The organism is Bradyrhizobium sp. WYCCWR15520 (assembly GCF_056174665.1).
In genome coordinates, this window is record NZ_JBWBWM010000011.1 from 211,090 (window position 1) to 227,831 (window position 16,742).

At 62.0% G+C, this 16,742-nt stretch carries 15 protein-coding genes, 1 tRNA gene and 2 pseudogenes; 12 read left to right on the forward strand and 6 right to left on the reverse strand.

Translation table 11 applies throughout. From position 1 onward, the window contains the following. Nucleotides 1-39: 39 nt before the first annotated feature. Complete coding sequence (locus AC0QUY_RS14910) at nt 40-663, reverse strand: ferric reductase-like transmembrane domain-containing protein (protein ID WP_475387385.1); 624 nt, start codon at nt 661-663, stop codon at nt 40-42. Between the two features lie 26 nt (nt 664-689). Next, nucleotides 690-1,178: a peptidase associated/transthyretin-like domain-containing protein gene (locus tag AC0QUY_RS14915; RefSeq protein ID WP_475387386.1), complete on the reverse strand. Its 489-nt coding sequence runs from the start codon at nt 1,176-1,178 to the stop codon at nt 690-692. Between the two features lie 290 nt (nt 1,179-1,468). On the opposite strand from AC0QUY_RS14915, the gene AC0QUY_RS14920 reads away from it, so the two are divergent. Together AC0QUY_RS14920 and AC0QUY_RS14925 are read left to right on the forward strand one after the other, a co-directional pair. Next, nucleotides 1,469-1,753, forward strand: a complete 285-nt coding sequence (locus tag AC0QUY_RS14920; protein WP_475387387.1) for a type II toxin-antitoxin system RelE/ParE family toxin — start codon at nt 1,469-1,471, stop codon at nt 1,751-1,753. 10 nt (nt 1,754-1,763) lie between these two features. Then, nucleotides 1,764-2,060, forward strand: coding sequence for a HigA family addiction module antitoxin (locus tag AC0QUY_RS14925; protein ID WP_161854711.1), 297 nt, complete (start codon nt 1,764-1,766; stop codon nt 2,058-2,060). Nucleotides 2,061-2,213: 153 nt separating this feature from the next. Here the strand turns inward: AC0QUY_RS14925 and AC0QUY_RS14930 are convergent, their stop codons facing one another. Beyond that, a complete protein-coding gene (locus tag AC0QUY_RS14930; RefSeq protein ID WP_161854712.1) occupies nt 2,214-2,594 on the reverse strand; it encodes a winged helix-turn-helix transcriptional regulator in 381 nt (126 codons plus the stop codon). A gap of 141 nt (nt 2,595-2,735) precedes the next feature. On the opposite strand from AC0QUY_RS14930, the gene AC0QUY_RS14935 reads away from it, so the two are divergent. Both AC0QUY_RS14935 and AC0QUY_RS14940 read left to right on the forward strand, forming a co-directional pair. Then, entirely contained in the window at nt 2,736-3,125 is a 390-nt protein-coding gene (locus AC0QUY_RS14935) for a DoxX family protein (RefSeq protein WP_475387388.1), read from the forward strand. A 130-nt stretch (nt 3,126-3,255) separates the two neighbouring features. Beyond that, on the forward strand, nt 3,256-3,897 hold the full coding sequence (locus AC0QUY_RS14940) for an NAD(P)-dependent oxidoreductase (RefSeq protein ID WP_161854714.1): 642 nt from the start codon (nt 3,256-3,258) through the stop codon (nt 3,895-3,897). A 113-nt stretch (nt 3,898-4,010) separates the two neighbouring features. Here AC0QUY_RS14940 and glmU read toward each other — a convergent pair whose 3' ends face one another. Continuing rightward, nucleotides 4,011-5,369 (reverse strand): bifunctional UDP-N-acetylglucosamine diphosphorylase/glucosamine-1-phosphate N-acetyltransferase GlmU, encoded by a 1,359-nt coding sequence (gene glmU / locus AC0QUY_RS14945; protein ID WP_475387389.1) that lies wholly within the window; start codon nt 5,367-5,369, stop codon nt 4,011-4,013. A 309-nt stretch (nt 5,370-5,678) separates the two neighbouring features. On the opposite strand from glmU, the gene AC0QUY_RS14950 reads away from it, so the two are divergent. Next, on the forward strand, nt 5,679-6,974 hold the full coding sequence (locus tag AC0QUY_RS14950) for a hypothetical protein (RefSeq protein WP_246738229.1): 1,296 nt from the start codon (nt 5,679-5,681) through the stop codon (nt 6,972-6,974). A gap of 96 nt (nt 6,975-7,070) precedes the next feature. Then, entirely contained in the window at nt 7,071-7,451 is a 381-nt protein-coding gene (locus tag AC0QUY_RS14955) for a hypothetical protein (protein ID WP_161854716.1), read from the forward strand. On the opposite strand, the gene AC0QUY_RS14960 is transcribed toward AC0QUY_RS14955, so the two are convergent. Next, nucleotides 7,411-9,036 carry a glycoside hydrolase family 17 protein gene (locus AC0QUY_RS14960; RefSeq protein WP_475387390.1) on the reverse strand — a complete coding sequence of 542 codons (1,626 nt, stop codon included), beginning with the start codon at nt 9,034-9,036 and terminating at the stop codon, nt 7,411-7,413. The genes AC0QUY_RS14955 and AC0QUY_RS14960 overlap by 41 nt on opposite strands. Nucleotides 9,037-9,286: 250 nt before the next feature. On the opposite strand from AC0QUY_RS14960, the gene AC0QUY_RS14965 reads away from it, so the two are divergent. From AC0QUY_RS14965 to AC0QUY_RS14990, 6 genes and pseudogenes are all read left to right on the forward strand, one after another. Further along, a complete protein-coding gene (locus AC0QUY_RS14965; protein WP_161854717.1) occupies nt 9,287-9,865 on the forward strand; it encodes a beta-1-3, beta-1-6-glucan biosynthesis protein in 579 nt (192 codons plus the stop codon). Between the two features lie 201 nt (nt 9,866-10,066). After that, nucleotides 10,067-12,745, forward strand: coding sequence for a glycosyltransferase (locus AC0QUY_RS14970; protein ID WP_161854718.1), 2,679 nt, complete (start codon nt 10,067-10,069; stop codon nt 12,743-12,745). A gap of 242 nt (nt 12,746-12,987) precedes the next feature. Then, nucleotides 12,988-13,063 (forward strand) — tRNA-Lys (locus AC0QUY_RS14975). 209 nt (nt 13,064-13,272) lie between these two features. Beyond that, complete coding sequence (locus tag AC0QUY_RS14980; RefSeq protein WP_161854719.1) at nt 13,273-13,413, forward strand: hypothetical protein; 141 nt, start codon at nt 13,273-13,275, stop codon at nt 13,411-13,413. Between the two features lie 1,481 nt (nt 13,414-14,894). Continuing rightward, nucleotides 14,895-14,993 (forward strand): annotated as a pseudogene (locus AC0QUY_RS14985) (PEP-CTERM sorting domain-containing protein); the annotation flags it as partial. A gap of 549 nt (nt 14,994-15,542) precedes the next feature. Beyond that, nucleotides 15,543-15,806, forward strand: a complete 264-nt coding sequence (locus tag AC0QUY_RS14990) for a hypothetical protein (protein ID WP_475387391.1) — start codon at nt 15,543-15,545, stop codon at nt 15,804-15,806. 21 nt (nt 15,807-15,827) lie between these two features. Here the strand turns inward: AC0QUY_RS14990 and AC0QUY_RS14995 are convergent. Continuing rightward, nucleotides 15,828-16,400: pseudogene (locus AC0QUY_RS14995) on the reverse strand (IS5 family transposase); the annotation flags it as partial. Nucleotides 16,401-16,742: the final 342 nt, after the last annotated feature.

The following is a 16,742-nucleotide window of genomic DNA, read 5'->3' on the forward strand; positions in this document are numbered from 1 at the left end:
CAGTGGCGACACGATGCCGCGTGCGCTAACTCCGCTGGTTTAGCGTCGCGCAATGTTCTCTCCGCGCAACGTCCCTCGCTTTCTCCACACCCGTAGATCGGCCATGACTTTTATGGTCGCCGCGAGGACCAGCGCGCAAAGCGCCGCCTTCGAGATCGTCTCCATCGTTCCCTCGATCAGCATGGCATGGACCACACTCCCTGCGACGATGACAATCGCGAGAGGCATATGGACGATACGCCACATTTGCGCTCGCAGTCCCAATCGCCGGCGGAGTGCAGCTATAAGCGCGACGGCGAAGATTGCCCACATGGCGATCACACCCCAGGGGGAAAACGGCGTCGGCGATGAGAAGAGAAGCGCGTCAATCATATCAGGCGGACTGGTGATCCAAAGGCCCCCGACGTGGACCACCACCGCGACGACCAGCACGCCTCCGATCCAGTGATGTATAAGCCGTCCACGATAGGCCGACGGTCCCGGCAAGTATCTGCCAATCAGCAGAGGCTGAACGAGCACAAGACCCAGTGCGATGATTCCTGCGAAACAGGCCAGTATGTAGACCGGATCGCGCCATGCCAGCAGCGGGCTCGTCCCTGCAGCGGCGATCGGCACGCAAATGGCTGTCGCAAGGGCGACCCAGATCAGGGTCGCCTGGGCCAATCTCCATCCTTTCGTTCGCAACTCGATCAGGCCGGCTGAAGGACGAAGTGCGCCTCCAGGCTGGTATCTTTTGCGCTCCGCATCACGGGACGCAGAAAGACGGTTTTGAATTCACCACTGTCATAGGCCAGGTGACCATGCGGTTGGCCAAAGATGGGAATAATCTGCGGCATCTCGAGACGGAACGCCCCGTTCTTGTCGGTGAGCGTGGCTCCATGACTTTGCGGCTCGTGCTCCCGCCCTTCGGTCGTGTGCGCCCAAATCTGGATGCGCTGCCCGGCAAGCGGAGCCCCGTCGCCTGCGCGGCGCACTGTGCCACTCATCCAGAAGCCACCCTTGCCGATCCGATCCACGATCGCCGCGCCCCCGCGGTAGTTGTTGGCCCCGCCTGGCATCGAAGCGGTCGGCGCAAGGCCTTGCGCGCGGGCGGGCAACAGGAGCCCGGAAACCCCGGTTGCCAGGACACAGCCGCCAGCAGCGAGGAGGTTCCGGCGGTTGAGTAGGACGGTGGTCATGTAGCTTCCTCCTGGCGACCGTGCAGTTGCCCCGCCGAGGGTACAACAACAAGCGCGAGACGCCCAGTTGAGGGCGGCAGAGAGCGCGGCAGGTCGCAATAACAGTGTTGTGAACGGGTGTGCCGGCCGCTCAACCAGCAAGTAGCCCGCATGAGCGCAGCAATTGCGGGGATAAACCACAAGCCCGGATGTCGCTACGCTCATCGGGGCTACGCTTGCAGCTTCGTCACTAGTATCTCATCGAGATACTAAGCATTGCAATACGTATCTCAATGAGATACGTACTGCTCATGATTAGGAGCTTCAAGGGGAAGTTCGCCGAGTCGATCCTTCAGGGCCGCGCGGTACCGAAGGGGTTCCCGGCAAACCTCGCCAAAGTAGCGCGCCGAAAACTGATCATGGTGGACGCCGCCGATTTTCTCGAGGCCCTGAACTCGCCTCCCTGTAACCGCCTTGAACGACTCAAGGGCGATCTGGTGGGCAAGCACTCGATCCGCATCAATGATCAATGGCGGATCGTATTTAGATGGAGCGATGCGGGTCCCGAAGACGTGGAAATCGTCGACTATCATTAGGAGCTTGCAGATGGCAAAGAAACTTCCCCCGATTCACCCCGGCGAAATCTTGCGAGAAGAGTTTCTCGTTCCGCTTAAGCTGACATCCTACGCCGTCGCAGCGGCGCTGCACGTGCCGCGCACCCGGATCGAACGCATCGCGCGCGAAGAGAAGCCCATTACGGCCGACACCGCGCTGAGGCTCGGCAAGTTCTTCAAGACCGGCGCTGCGTTCTGGATGAACATTCAGGCGCGCTACGACCTCGAAACGGCCGAAGACGTGCTCGCACCGCAAATCAAAAAGATTGCGTCCTACGAGGCAGCGTGAGGGTAACGGCTAGCGGTGACAGTGCACTTAATCTGCCGCGGGCGACGTGCAATGGGGTGCACTGTCACCGTAATTCCAGTCAACACGCATAAAACGTCAAGACGTATCGCAAGGCGATCTGTATGCGAGCCGTCTGTGGCAGCGCCTTGGTATTCAGCCGCCCTTGGCTTTGCGGCCGCGCGCGCTCGGCTTTACCGGCACGCTCTGTCCATACTTAATCCACCAGGCCGTCAGGGCCTCCATCGTGGGTCCAAGCGCGCGTGCCTTTTGCGTCATCTCATACTCTACCCGCAGCGGCACTTCTGCGAACACGGTACGCGAGACCAGACCGTCCGCTTCGAGCTCGCGGAGTTGTGCGGTCAGCATGTGCTGGGTGATGCCGGGGATCGCCTTTCGCAACTCCCCGAAGCGGTAGACCCGCTGGTTGAGCAGCCACATGATCTCCAGCTTCCACTTGTCTGAGAGCAATGCGAACGCGCGCCGCATCTCCTCATGCATGTTGATTTCTTTATTGGCCATAGTCTGGTTTTCCATACCTGCTGCAAGTTATTCATCCTACTTGCGAGAGACGATCTTGTTCTACATTTTCGATGCACAAGGCGCGCAGAAAAGTGCGCATCCAGACAACGAACAAGATGAAGGAGATTGCTGCTCAACAGCAATCAACGAGACCTCATGGCTGCAATTTACTCTTACTGGATCAGCACGGCGCTTCTGTCCTTGCTGTATCTGACTTCCGCTTACATGTACGTCACCAAAGGAGATTGGGTTCGGCAGGCGCTCGCGGAGCTTGGCTACCCGGCCTACCTCGTGCCGTTGATGATCGTCGTGAAAGTTTTGGGCCCGGCCGCAATTCTGTTGCGCTTCAATGTGCCGCTCAGCGATCTCGCCTATGCGGGTATGTTTTATCACCTGCTGTTGGCCTTCCTGGCGCACGTTGCGGTCCAGAAGCCCAGCGCCGCCCTGCCTGCCGCGGTGGGCCTCGTGCTATTGGCTGCCTCGTTCGTCACGCAAAACGCCGCTCGCGAGGTCCCGTCGCCCTATATGCAGGCGGCAACGTTCTGACGCGCCCGGCCACCATCAACTATGGACAGAACATCAATATGAGCCGCATCAAAGGAATGGCTGCCATCGTCACAGGTTCGCGGCGCGGCATTGCTTGCGCCACGGCAAAGCTGTTGCCGTTAGGTGCAACATGAAAGTAACGCTCTTTGGTACCACAGGAACTACAGGTAGGTACTTGATCGATGAGGCTTTGAAACGCGGCATTGACGTCACGCTCGTTGCGCGGCCGAGCAGCCTCTTTGAAAACGCCAAGGTGAATATCGTTCGCGGTGAGCTTACCGATAGTGCTCTTCTGCGAGAAGCCATCAGCGGATCTGACGCCGTCTTGTCGGCGCTTGGGCCGACGACGTTACGGCATCCAGAAGATTTGCCGATTACGAGGGCTACGGAAGCGATTATTTCAGCGATGAAGCAGACGCAGGTGCAACGCCTCATTGCCGTTTCTACCGGCACGGCTGCCGACCCCGGGGATCGATTTGACTGGAAAATCGGGCTCCCCGCGTTGCTAATCAAGCATATGATGCGCAGCTGCTACAATGACATCCTTGGGCTCGCAAGGGTGATACGAGCTTCGGAGTTGGAATGGACAATGGTGCGTGTGGCTTTCTTGAAGAACCATCCCGCCTCCGCTCACCTCAACGTAGGGCTGTATGGCGTTTCCAGACATTCGCTGACCGTCAATCGCGAAAACGTTGCAAAGTTCATGTTCGATCAAATCACTGACCGCCGGTATATCCATCAAGCGCCAGGGATCAGTACGAAAGAAGTTTGACTTCTCGCCGATGCGTCGAAGCCACGGCTCCCCCTTGACCAGGACAGATCGGCTACGTGGCCAAGGGAATCTATAGTTAGCTACTGACAGAGAGGACTCAAAATCCCTCGCGCTTAACCCTCTTTCGGCTTCTTGGCCCGCATCTTCATTTCGCGATACCTTGCCGCCCCGCCCTCGCGGTTGCTCTGCGGGCTGCGTTCCACCGCCATCGCATCGTCAGGCACGTCCTTGGTGATGACCGAGCCCGAGCCGATATAGGCGCCCTTGCCGATCTTCACCGGCGCGACCAGCGAGGAGTTGGTGCCGATGAACGCGCCCTTGCCGATCGTGGTCTTGTGCTTGAAGAAGCCGTCATAGTTGCAGGTAATGGTGCCGGCGCCGAGGTTGGAATTGGCGCCGACATGGGCGTCGCCGACATAGGAGAGATGGTTGACCTTGGCGCCCGCTTCGATTGTCGCCGCCTTGGTCTCCACGAAATTGCCGATCTTAACGCCGTCGCCGAGCGAGGTGCCGGGGCGCAGGCGCGCATAGGGACCGATCGAGGCCTTCTTTCCGATCGAGGTCTCTACGATGTGCGAGAACGAATGGATCACCGCGCCGTCGGCAATCGTCACACCGGGGCCGATCACCACGAACGGTTCAATGGTGACGTCGCTGCCGAACTTGGTGTCAGCGGCGAGATAAACCGTCTCCGGTGCGATCAGTGTCACGCCGGCATCGAGCGCCGCCTGGCGCAGCCGCGCCTGCATCACCGCTTCGGCTTCCGCAAGCTGGGCCTTGTTGTTGATGCCGCGCACTTCGTCTTCGCTGGTTTCGATCACGACGGCCTCCAATCCCATTTCCCTGACAATAGCGACGGCATCGACCAGATAGTATTCGCCCTTGCTGTTGGCATTGCCGATCCGGTCGAGAATTTCCAGAGCGCGGTGGCCGTCGAACGCCATCACGCCGGCATTGCACAGCGTGACCTTGCGTTCCTCCGCGGTCGCGTCGGCATGTTCGCGGATCGCCATCAGGCGGTCGCCTTCGAGCAGCAGCCGGCCATAGCCGGTCGGGTCGGCAGCCTGGAAACCGAGCACCGCGAGCGCAGCGCCGTTTTCCAGCGGCGCGCGCAGCCGCGCAAAGGTTTTGGCCGAAATCAGCGGCGTGTCGCCGAACGCCACCAGCAGATCGTCGGCGCCGCGCGCGATCGCCTCGCGGGCGGCCAGCACGGCATGCGCGGTGCCGAGGCGCTCGGCCTGAACGAAGGTCGCCGCGTCCGCCCGCACCCGCTTGACCTCGTCGGCCACCGCCTTGTGGTCTGGCCCGATCACGACCGCGAGCGAGGCGCCTGTTCCATGCGGGGCGGCGTCCAGCACATGCGCCAGCAGCGATTGGCCAGCGACGGGATGCAGCACCTTCGGCAACGAGGATCGCATGCGCGTGCCCTCGCCGGCAGCGAGCACGACAGTCAGGCTGGATCGAGCGGTCATTCGGGTCCTCAGAGTCTGCTTCAAAAAGCAGCCGACGAAATCGGGCACTTTCGTTTGGCTCGTCATGCCCGGCCTTGTGCCGGGCATCCACGTCTTTTGTTCCCATCGAGCAAGAAAGACGTGGATGGCCGGGACAAGCACGGCCATGACGGAACGTATCGGGCGAACAAGCTTGCCGGCCGTCTTTAATTGTTTTCCCCCGGAGATCAAACCGATTCGCCGCCCAAAAACCTCCTGATTCAGGTGAGCGGCGCTTTTCCCTGTTAATGTTTGACCGGTGATTCGGGCCTTGAGGAGGGCCAAGGGCGTTTGGCCAAAAAACCAGACCATCTCCCGGACTTCGAGGCGGACGACAGCGGTGGCATGCTCAGCAACCTGCTGGCCGACGAGGATGAATTCGACCGTCGCGCCCTGTGGCGGATCGCCTCCTGGGGCTTTGGCGCGACGGCTGCGGTGGTTCTGGCCGTGATGGCGAACCAGTCGTCGTTCGGATGGAAGCGCGAGCAGGTCGCAGCCGCCGACCTGACGCGGCAAGCGCAGCAGATACAAACGGTCGCCAGGGAAACCCAGAACGAGGCGCGGCGGCTCACAGCCGCGATCGAGACGCTCAATGGCGATCGTGACAGGCTGTATGCCCGCGTGACCAACCTGGAACACGGGCTCGACTCCGTGACCGGCGCCATTGCCCGGCAGGGCCCTGCTTCCACTCCGCCGCCTGCTGCCAATGCGGAGCCGGCGGCCAGCCCGAATCCGCAAGCCTTGAATCCGCAAGCCTTGAATCCGCAAGCCTTGCCATCCGTCGCGCCGGTCGCCACTGCCCCGGCCGCAGCGCCCGCCGCAGACAAGCATGCAGCCAGCGCTGCCGCCGAGCCGGCCCCGGCTCCTCCGGTAAAGGATGCAGGGAAGACCGACGCCGGCAAGACCGATAGCGGCAAGCTGGAAACGGCAAAGGCCGATATGCTCAAGCCGGAGCCGACAAAGCCCTCGCCCGCCACACCGCTGGTGGCCTCGCAGTCGATGATGGCGCCGCCAGATCCTGCGGCCGCCAAGCTGATCGAGCCCGGCAAACCGCCGAACCAGGTTATCGCGAGCCCGATCCCTGACGTGGTGGCGTCGGCGCCGTCAGATGCGGAAGCGGACGAAGAGACTGCGCCAAAAGTTTCCCTGCAGCGGACCGAGTTCGGGGTCGATCTCGGCACCGCCAATTCCGTGAACGGCCTGCGTGCGCTGTGGCGCGGGCTGTTGAAGTCGAGATCGAACGCGCCGCTGATGGCGCTGCGTCCAATCATCGTCATCAAGGAAAGCACGACCGGCCTCGGCATGCAGCTTCGCCTGGTCGCCGGTCCGCTGAACGATGCCGGCGCCGCCGCAAAAATCTGCGCCGTCCTGGCCGAAAACAACCGTCCCTGCGAAACCGCTGTTTTCGACGGCCAGCGGCTGTCGTTCAAACCCGACGACACGCCGCCCACCGCCGCCAAGCCGATGCTGCGCCGGCGCGCCGTCGCCAAGCGGTCGACGGTCGTCGAGGAGGGGAAGCCGGAACCGCCGCCGCCGGCGACGCAGGCGACATTGTCGACCATCCTCGGCAGGAAAAACACGCAATAAGCTTTTGGCTACAGAGCGTTACGTGAAATCCTTGACCCGCATTCTCTTCACAGTCGGACGCTTGTCCCAAACGCCAATCCCGACCATATTGCCGCGATGAAAAAATCCCCGTTCCGGCTTACGCCCTATCAAGTCCAGTTCCTGTTGGTGGTCGGTTTCGTCACCGTCGGCTACGCGCTTTATTTGCGCTACCTCGCGGTGGAGTTCTCGACGGTTGCGCTCGCCTGCGACGCCGGCCTGCAAAGCACGCTGTGCAAGTCGCGGACGCTTGCCACCTATCTATTCAAGAATTCGGTGTTCGGCATCACCGCGGTGGTGATCGCTGTGCTTCACGTCATCCGGCCGTCGATCTTGCTGTTGACCTTGGGGCTGATCGCGGCGGGCTTCGGAATCGTGCTCTACAATATCGCGCTGTCGGGGATTGCGATCGGCCTGCTCATTTTGGGATTTGCACGGCCCGCGCCCGCCACAGCGTGAGCGCCAGCAGCAAATAGATCGCGCAGGTCCACATCGCCTGCCAGTTCTGGCTGCCCTCGTTGAAGCCCATGAACAGCGCGGCCGCCACCAGCAGACCGGCGAACGCGGATTCGGCGATCGGGCGCATGCCCTCCTTCGGCCGGTTCAGCAGCATCAGCGCCGCGAACGGCACCACCGCCATGGTCAGCGAGGCGAACGGAAAATCGCGGTAGCGCGGATCGAACGCAAAGCCGAGCGCGGTCCCCGCCGCGATCAGCGTGGTGACACCGAGCACGAAACCCAACAGCGCCGTCAGCACTGACTTGGTCCTGATGTCGCGCGGCCCGAGCAGTTCGAGGAAGGTCGGCAGCGGCCGGCCCGACATCGCGGCGTTCGCGCACAGCATCGGCGAGGCGATGGCGGCCGCCAGCAGCGCGCCCCATTGCAGCCAGCCGCCGGCCCCGTAGCTCTCGTAATACATCTTGTCGGCGGCGATCCCGAGCAGCATGCCGGCGGTCGTTGCAGACGTTCCGACCACGACCCAGGCGGCCAGCCCAGGCTTCCACGGCCGCCGCCGCAGCGTCAGCCAGCCCGCCAGGAATACGAGGGCGCTGAGCGCCATCCCACAGCCCATCTGCAGTTTCCAGAATGGATAATTGCTGATCGGCTCGCCGGGCGGATATTTCAGCGCCCGCTGCGCGTCGTTGATCATGCCCCAATAACCGCCGACGGTGCCTTCGAGCTGGCGCTTCCAGGGCTGGTCATAGGCCTCGATCAGGTTGACCCGAAACTTTTCGCGCTTGGCGAGATCGAGGATTTCGGACACCACGCGCGCCTGGTTGGTGCGCGAGGGCAGCGCGCCTTCGCGCATCCGCCCCGCGCTCGGCCAGCCGGTCTCGCCGATCAGGATTTCCTTGGCCGGAAACGCAACGGCCATCCGCTTGCGGATATCGTCGACATGACTGGCGGCAAACTTCGCGCGTACCGGGATGTCTTCCCAGTACGGCAAGATATGGATCGTGACGAAGTCGACCGCGTCATAGATTTCGCGGTTGCGCAGCCAGAATTCCCAGACGTCGGCATAGGTCACGGGCACGGTGACCCGCGACTTGACCGAGCGGATATTGGCGGCGAGATCGGATGTCGTCATCTCGCCACGCAGCAGCACCTCGTTGCCGACCACCAGCGCGGTGATGGTGCCCGGATATTCCTTGGTCAGTTCGATCGCGACCGCAATCTGGGCGAGGTTCTTGGTCCGGTTGCTCGAGAGCCAGATGCCCTGGATCACCTTCAATCCCACCTTGGCGGCCAGCGCCGGGACCTGATCGAGCCCGTTCTCGATCGAATAGGTCCGCACGCAATCGGTGATCTTGGCGAGTTGCGCCAGATCCTGCGCGATCTGTTCCGGAGGGATTTGCGTCGATGGAATCAGCGGCGTCTGCGCGCCGCGGAACGGCGCGTAGGAAACGCATTGCAGCTTTGCGTTGGGGTCGATCGGCGCGCGCGCAAGCGTAATCGGCGTGGCGAGCCACCACCACAGGGCCGCGATCATAGCGAGCGATGAAAGGAGAAGCGCCAGCGGCGTACGAAGAGAAATCGGTTCCATCCTCCGGGCGGGGACCGTCGATTACCTGTTCATCGGCGTCCTGCCAAGATGCTGGACAGCCTATTCCGTCTCGTCCCCTGCGGCAGTTTTACCACCGATACGATAAAGTTGTGACTTTGCTGGACAAAATCGCAAATACCCGTCATTTGAATCGCCTGATGTCTCCGCCGCATTGGGGACGAATTTGGGCGGCAACAAGCCAGACCAACACACCAGCCGCCCGCGCGGCGGGAAACTAATCGGGGAATGTATGCGTCGACGGGTGCTTGATCCAAAAGTTGCGGTTTTGCGGCGCTTTGCTGCCGCCGGTCTGGTCCTCCTGATCGGATCGGCTGGCGCGTTGGCCCAGAGCGGCTCCCCGGCTCCGCAGGATCAAGGCAAACCGCAGGCCGCCAATCCCGATCCCGGCAAAGATAACCAGCGCAAGGCGGACGAATTCGTCGAGGCGTCGCAGGCCATCAACGGGCCGGCCGGCAACCCCGAATGTGTCTGGCTTGGCCGGCGCGTGGTTAGCCTGATGTGGCGCGACGACCTCGATACCGCGTTCCGCCATCTTGACCTGTACGACCGCTTCGGCTGCCCCGGCGGGCATGTCCAGGCCGCCTTCCGCTGCCTGACCCGGTTCGGCGGGCAGATCGACCCCAAGGTCGCGGAAACGCTCTCCAGCCGCATTCACGCCTGCTGGATCAACCCGGGCGCCCAGCCTCAGACCGCCGCTGCCCAAGGCCCGGCACCGGCAGCCCCTGCGACCGCCGGCAACGCGCCGCCTGCGCCCGCCGCTTCGCCCTCGCCGGCTCCCAGCCCCGCACCTGCCCCGCCGGCGAAATAACCGTCGGGCATTCAGGATCCGTTCAGCGGAACGATCCTATTTATCCGGTGTTTCGATTGGTCACGCCCTTAAAAAGTCATGGGCGTCATACCAGTTGTGAATTCGCGCGGCAGGATTATCCTAATGATGCCGCTATGTCGGTCGAGCCTAGGGGACAGGTTCGCTTTCCTTAAATCTCAGCCCCGTATGGTTTAGCCGCCGATGCGTGCTGTCGTCGCCGTTCTGCTGTTTGTCACCGCAGCTCACGCCGGGGTGTGGGGCCTGTTCCAGCAAAAGCTGCCGGCCCCCGACTTCCGCGGCATCCTGCCAAGCGTTTCCTATGCGCCATTCGAGGGCAGCGCGCATCCCGACGTCGACAATCTGCCGCAGGTCGAGAAGATTCGCGCCGACCTGAAGAAACTGTCGACGATGACGCGTGCGATCCGTCTCTATTCGTCGACCGGTGGCGTCGAGCTGGTTCCGCCGATCGCCGCCGAGTTCGGCCTGAAGGTCACGCTCGGCGCCTGGGTCGACAAGAACACCGACCGCAACGAGCGCGAGATCGACGCCGCCATTAACCTGGCCAAGCGCAACAGCAATGTCATTGGCATCGTCGTCGGCAACGAAACCGTGTTTCGCGGCGAGCAGAAGGTCGAGGATCTGATCGCCCTGATCAAGCGGGTGAAGAAGTCGGTCAACGTTCCCGTCACGACAGGCGAAATCTGGAACATCTGGCGCGACAATCCGGAGCTCGGCTCCTCCGTCGATTTCGTCGCGGCCCACGTCCTGCCCTATTGGGAAAACTTCACCGACAAGCAGGCGGTCGATCAGGCGGTTTACCTCTATGGGCTGCTGCGCGAAAAATTCCCGGGCAAGCGCATCGTCATCGCCGAATTCGGCTGGCCCAGTGCCGGCTACAATTTGCGGAACGCCGAGCCGGGCCCGTTTGAGCAGGCCTCCGTGCTGCGCAACTTCGTCACCCGTGCCGAAGCCATGGGCATGGAATACAACATCGTCGAGGCGATCGATCAGCCCTGGAAGTTCTTCGAAGGCGGCGTCGGCCCCTATTGGGGCATTCTCGACGCCAACCGCGAACCGAAATTCGCCTGGACCGGGCCGATCGTAAACGAGAACTACTGGAAGCTCGCCACGATCGCGCTGCTCGTTGGCATCCTGATGTCGCTGCCGATCCTGCGGCTGGAACGGCCGACCATCATGCAGGCGCTGATGCTTTCGGTGGCCGCCAATGGCGTCGGCGCCTGGGTTTCGACGGTCTTTGCCTACTGGGCCGGACATTACTTCGTGCTCGGCTCGGCCTTTGCGCTGACGCTCGGCCTGATCCTGCTGGTGCCGCTGATCCTGATCGCGATGGCGCGGATCGACGAGATCGCAGCTGTTGCCTTCGGCCACGGCCCGCGCCGGCTGATCACCAAGAGCGCGCCGCTGGCGCCCGCCACCATCGGCGAGAACGTCGCCTTCCCGAAGGTGTCGATCCATATCCCTGCGTATTTCGAGCCGGTCGAGATGCTGAAGCAGACGCTGGATGCGGTATCGCGGCTCGACTACCCGAATTTCGAATGCGTCTGCATCATCAACAACACGCCCGACCCCGAATTCTGGCAGCCGATCCAGGACCACTGCCGCGCACTCGGCGAGCGCTTCAAGTTCATCAACGCCGAGAAGGTGCAGGGTTTTAAGGCCGGCGCGCTTCGTATCGCCATGGAGCGCACCGCGGCCGACGCCGAGATCATCGGCATCATCGACGCCGACTATGTCGTGCATCCGGACTGGCTGAAGGATCTCGTGCCTGTGTTCGCCGACCCGCGCGTCGGCCTGGTGCAGGCGCCGCAGGAGCATCGCGACGGCGATCTCTCGCTGATGCACTACATCATGAACGGCGAGTATGCCGGCTTCTTCGACATCGGCATGGTCCAGCGCAACGAGTTCAACTCGATCATCGTGCACGGCACGATGTGCCTGATCCGCCGTTCCGCGATGGACATGGCCGGCGGCTGGTCCAGCGACACCATCTGCGAGGACACCGATCTCGGCCTGACCATCCAGCAGCAGGGCTGGCTGACGCACTACACCAACGTCCGCTATGGCGAGGGCCTGCTGCCCGACACCTACGAGGCGTTCAAGAAGCAGCGTCACCGCTGGGCCTATGGCGGCTTCCAGATCGTCAAGAAGCATTGGCGGCGTTTCCTGCCCGGCGCCAGCCGGCTGACGCCGGACCAGCGCCGCGAATTCTCGCTGGGCTGGCTGAACTGGCTAGGGGCCGAAAGCCTGGGCGTCGTGGTGGCGATCCTCAATCTGATCTGGGTGCCGATCGTGGCCTTTGCCGACATCGCCATCCCCGACAAGATTCTGACGCTGCCGATCATCGCCTCCTTCATCGTCTCGCTGGTGCATTTCATCGCGCTCTATCGCCTGCGGGTGAAGATCAAGGCCGGCCAGATGCTGGGCGCGATGATCGCGGCGATGAGCGTGCAGTGGACGGTGTCGCGAGCCGTAGCCCAGGGCCTGATCACCGAGCACCTCGCCTTCGCCCGCACCTCCAAGGGCGGGCTGTCGCGGATGTCGATCGAATTCCAGGCGTTCTGGGAAGCCGTGATCGGCGTGCTGCTTCTGATTGGCGCCGCCGTCTTGGTCGTCACCAACGGCTACAAGGAAGTGCGGGAGATCTACATATTCGCGGGCGTGCTGGTGCTGCAAAGCCTGCCGTTCCTGGCGGCGGTTTCGATCGCGGTGCTGGAAAACTCCCGTATCAATTCCTTCGCCTTCTGGCGCAACAGCGCGGTGCGGACGGCGGAACTGATCGGCCTGCGCCCGGTCAGCCTGCCGCGGGTCTCCAACCAGTCCCAGCCGGTCGCCTCCGAAGTCCGCCGCGAGGCCAATTAGCGTAGCGTTTTCGAGCGAAGTGGGTTCCGGTTCGCGTCAGGAAAACGCGTCGAATAAGGAACCGATCTCGGTTCTGATTTCAGCAGAACCGAGACTTGCCCGTGGATTGATTGGCGCTGGATAGTTGAAGAATCCGAACTAACCTTTAGCTACCTCAAGAGAATTGGATCAGGCGAACCTGGAATTTGTCGCGCGGGCGCTATTGACCCGCAGGGGCCCGCCCCCTACACAGCGCGGCAAGTGAGCGCGTAGCTCAGGCGGTAGAGCACGTGACTTTTAATCATGGGGTCGAGGGTTCGAGTCCCTCCGCGCTCACCAAATCATCAAATATTTTATAGTTCTTACAAGGTATAGGGGCGGCTTTTTGAGTCGCCCCTTTTCGTGTCCGCAGCAGGTTTGACTGAAGCGGCCCTGACCATTGCGAACATGGGGAACGGCTCTGGCCGCGGGCCGGGCCGCAAATGCCCCACCTTCACCATGATTTGTGCATACATCCACCCAACACCTGCTGGGGCAGGATAGCGCCAATGGCAGCTCGTTTCCATGAGACAACGGACGAGGAGTTCGAGGTGCAGTGTCGCAACCTCGTGCGCGTCGTGTCGGCCTGCACTCTGGGGCTTTGGTCCTTTTCTGCGGGCCTGCTGATCGGGACCTTCTATCTGTTTTGAAAGTGTTGCGGACGGGCGACTTCCGCTTTAGGTCGGCCGTTACGTCAGCCATCGCCCTTGCCCAACCCCGTAAGGTGCTGCCGGCGTAGCGCCAGCGCACAAGCGGAATCGGCTGCGCGATGGGCGGCGGGTCGAGAGGCCCTGCGCACGACGTTGCCGGACGACATGCGCAGGGCCACGCCACCCCAGGGCAACTCCCCTAAATGGCCCATTCAGGCTGGGTCTGATTCTTGGCAGAATTGGGCGCAACGCAGCGCCCTCAGAAAATCATCTTTGGAAAGATGCGGGAATCCGGCGTGGCCGGTGGCGCCCGTGGCCGGTGTCGCCGTCTTCTGCCGGGACTATCGCGCAGCCACTCGACCACCCTACCCGCCAATCGCTGGCCGGATGAGGTGCGTCTGTCCGATGTGGAGCAATTCGTCTGCAAGGCGTGTGGGCACAGGGGCGCCGACGTCAGCCGCTGTTTGAGGGGAAAAAGATCGGCGGCGCTATGAGTTAAAATACGGCCCCAGCGGGGCTTGGGGCAGACTGGGGCCGTTAAGTGAGATGCGTCTCCTGTGCCGAGAACAAAACCGACTCCGGCACATCCCTTGATAGCAAGTGGCAGATTACCTCGTACTTACTCTTTAGGGTATCCGATCGCATCTTTAGGGGTACCCGATCACGCACACTCGTTGTCCTGAGAGACTGCCGACCACATCAAGGTCTTCGCCACGACGGACGCCGCGGAAAAATGGTTCGAGGAAAACGCCCCCCCGAAGGCGTGGCCTTGAGTATGTAGTTCTGGAGTGGCGGGCAGCTTGGATCCGAGCAGAACAAAGGAACGATATTCACCGCGCCGATGTTAACCCGTGCACTCAAGACAATGAGGAGCCGCCATAATGAACCGCTTTGCTTGCTTGGGGGCCTGTCTGGTGGTGTACGCTCTTGCCGGTCCAGCCTTGCTTGCCGGTCCAGCCTTGGCTGCAGGCGGATGTGGCGTCGGGTGCAGCAGCACTTCTGAAGGGGCTTGTGTCCGCGATGGATGGCAGCAAGCTTTGCCCGTTCGGAACGTGTGCCCGGCCACATCCGTGGCATCTCCCCCTTGCGGGCCGTATCACCGATGGAGCCGGCAATCCCAGATGTGCGTTGAGCGTTGAATCGACGGGGTGCCTGTTGTCAACTGAGCCGGCCTGCGTGGCGAGCAGCATGATGCTGAGCGCGCCAACCGTTAAGGCCAACGTTCCGTTCTCAGCGCTTGGCAGCGCGGGGCGGACGTGAGGCCGCTCTTCCGAGTGCGCCCATGTGGTCGCTAGCCAACGCGATAACGCCTTAGGAACGATCCGGGCCTGATGCCGTAGGAATCGGGTGGCGTCCATAGACGCCACCGCGGCTCCAGCCCTTTGCGCCGTCTTCTCGACTCCCGGGGCTGGGGCCCGCCCTTCGTATGCGGCCAGTCGGGCCTTTGACAGCGTGGTGATCAGCACTGTGGAACGCCGTGCCAGCCCTCGACCTGGGCCATGATGACCCTCGGTTTCGCCGGCGTGGGCTTCATGACCTCTCGTCGTCGCAAACAGGCACCCGCGCTGACGGTGGCCTGATCGCCAACCCAATCAGAATCTACCGAGAGACCGCCTTCGGGCGGTCTTTTTGTCAGCGGTTTCAGAATTAACCTCCGCGGCGAACATCAAGCCTACGGGAGTTCTGTTGCGGCCTGCCTCAACAGGTCTAGCGTGGCCGTAGGTCGCGCAGACGGAAATAGTGCCCCGCCTGCGTACCGCGCGAATAGGGGGGCCGCTTTGCCCTCGGGGCGGCCCCGCCCCCCCCGCGTGGCATGGGCATTGCTACATGCCCCGCCCGATACCTGATCGGCGACGCGGCAACGAGTGGCGCCCAGCTGTCGGCGGCGCTGCCGAGTCGATACAGTCACGATTGCAGCGAACGGCTCCCTTTGTCGGTATTGCACGGATCGCATACCAGCGCCTTGCCCTGGGCCAGCGTGCCGCCCCTTGATGATCGCAGTGGAACTGAACGTCTCCTAAATGTTCCGTTCAGCAGCCATTGCGCCTCGGAATGTTACCGTCCTCTTTTAGAGAAACCACGCGCGGCTTTGCCGCGTTTAGTTCCTACAAACCTAATGGGAGCTGAAAATGCCATTGATCAGCGGAGCAGCTGCGGTCCTCGCCCTCCAGCTCGGAATGCCCGCAGTCCAGAACGAAATGCCTGAAGTGGTTCAGGTTGGTGGGTATTGCAGCCACGGCTACGACATCGACATCCATGGCCGTTGCTATCCCAACGGTGTCATCCCGCCGCAATACCAAGCCGCGCGCCAAGGCTACGCCTACTATCAGCCGCGTCGATACTACAGGGAAGCGTACCGGCCACGTTGGCGACACCACTACTATCGCTATTGAGTTTCAAGCCGTACACCTAGGGCAGATAGGCTCGGTGCGGTTGTATCGTGGCGGGATGTTGGCCCATGCACCCTTCTCGGCCGCAAGGCTCCTGATCCAGTCCGCATCATAACCACGATCGGCCAGCAGCATCGTTTTCGACTTCAGTCGAGACAGGAGTTTGCCAGCAAGTCGGTTGTCGTGCACCTCGCCGTCCGTCAGCGCGAGCCGCACCGGCAAGCCATTGGTATCGACCAATGCATGAACCTTGCTGGTCAATCCACCTCGCGACTGCCGCCGGTTGCGTGTGATACACGCCCCATGCTGATGCACGCGAACAATAGACGTGTCGATCATTTGCACGGCGGCATCATGGGCGCCGGCCAGTGCGCTCATAAGCTTGGCCCACACGCCCGCCCGTCGCCAGCGAACCAAGCGATTGTAGTACGGGCCGAAGTTGTCCGACAGATCGCGCCGCCATGGCGCGCCAGATCGCAAGACCCAGAAGATGCCATTGAGGACGCGACGGTCATTCACTCGTGGCACGCCGCGCGGCTTATTCGGCAGCATCGGCTTGATGGCAGACCACTCATTGTCGGTGAGTTCGTAGCGCATGATTCGGCCCTCGATTTAGGGGCTTGAATCATCGTCGGCAGGTGGGCTCAACATGCCCGGCCAAGGAGCGCTTTGGTCGCGATGCGCCCGAAAGCGGACGCGTTATACTCACTTTGAGTTTTGTCGTTCGTGACCCGAAGGCGAAGTCAGCGTGGCACGGGGCCAGTCACGCGCTATCTCCGCTATCGATTGAAGCAGAGGTCATTTCCGCAATGCAATTGCGCAGGCAAACGCCAGCACGCCGCCAACGGCTAAAGTGCAAAAGGCCAATCCCCACGAGACTGAAGCGGATGTCATGTCGAGTGCCATGCCGAACGCTATGGGTGACACGGAACCCGCGCC